The organism is Nocardia seriolae NBRC 15557 (assembly GCF_007990715.1).
GTDB lineage: Bacteria > Actinomycetota > Actinomycetes > Mycobacteriales > Mycobacteriaceae > Nocardia > Nocardia seriolae.
Window position 1 is genome coordinate 1 of record NZ_BJWY01000274.1, and the last position, 978, is coordinate 978.

Annotated in this window: 1 protein-coding gene; it reads left to right on the top strand. The window is 69.2% G+C overall.

The features are described 5' to 3' along the window. A partial coding sequence (locus NS2_RS35685; RefSeq protein WP_373867356.1) for an IS701 family transposase occupies positions 1–978 on the top strand: 978 nt, incomplete at both ends.

A 978-nucleotide genomic window follows, 5' to 3' on the forward strand; every position in this document is an offset into this window, starting at 1 on the left:
AGTCGGATCGGGGGTCGGTTCGCGCGGTCGGAGCCGCGCGAGCGGGTCCGGGAGTACGTGTCGGGATTGCTGGCGGGGCTGGAGCGCAAGAACGGGTGGACGCTGGCCGAACGTGCTGGTGAGACGGGTCCGCAGGGGATGCAGCGGCTGCTGCGCGCTGCGGATTGGGACGTGGAAGCGGTGCGTGACGATGTGCGTGACTACGTGGTCGAGCGCCTGGGTGACCCCGAGGCGGTGCTGGCCGGTGACGAGACCGGGTTCTTGAAGAAGGGCGTGAAATCGGCTGGCGTGCAACGGCAATACTCCGGGACGGCCGGACGTACGGAAAACTGCCAGATCGGGGTGTTCCTGGCGTATGCGTCCACGCACGGGCACGCTCTGATCGATCGGGAACTCTACGTTCCCCAGTCGTGGACCAGCGATCGCGAGCGCTGCCGCGAGGCGGGGATTCCCGACGAGGTCGCCTTCGCGACCAAGCCACGGCAGATGATCGCCATGCTCGAACGCGCGGTGGCCGCGAAGGTACCGTTTCGGTGGTTCACCGCCGACGAAGCCTGCGGGCAAGCCGGTTACCTGCGCGAGTGGTGCGAGGACCACGACGTGTTCTACGTGCTGGCCACCCGCTGCGACCAGCAGGTGGCCACCCGCGCCGACCGCATCGCCCGCGCCGACGAACTGGTCGGCGAGTTCACCGCGAGTACGTGGCAGCGGTTCTCGGTGGGTGCCGGCGCGCACGGACCCCGCGAATACGACTGGGCGCGACGCCAGATCGAGGGCAGGTGGGCGAGCGGGCGTGGGCACTGGCTGCTGGCACGGCGCAGCATCGCCAAACCCACCGAGATCGCCTACTACCTCTGCTACGGCCCGGCCACCGCCCGCCTGGTCGATCTGGCCTGGACAGCCGGGTCGCGCTGGCACGTGGAGGAAGCGTTCCAGCAGGCCAAAGGCGAAGCCGGGCTCGACCACTACCAGGTCCGC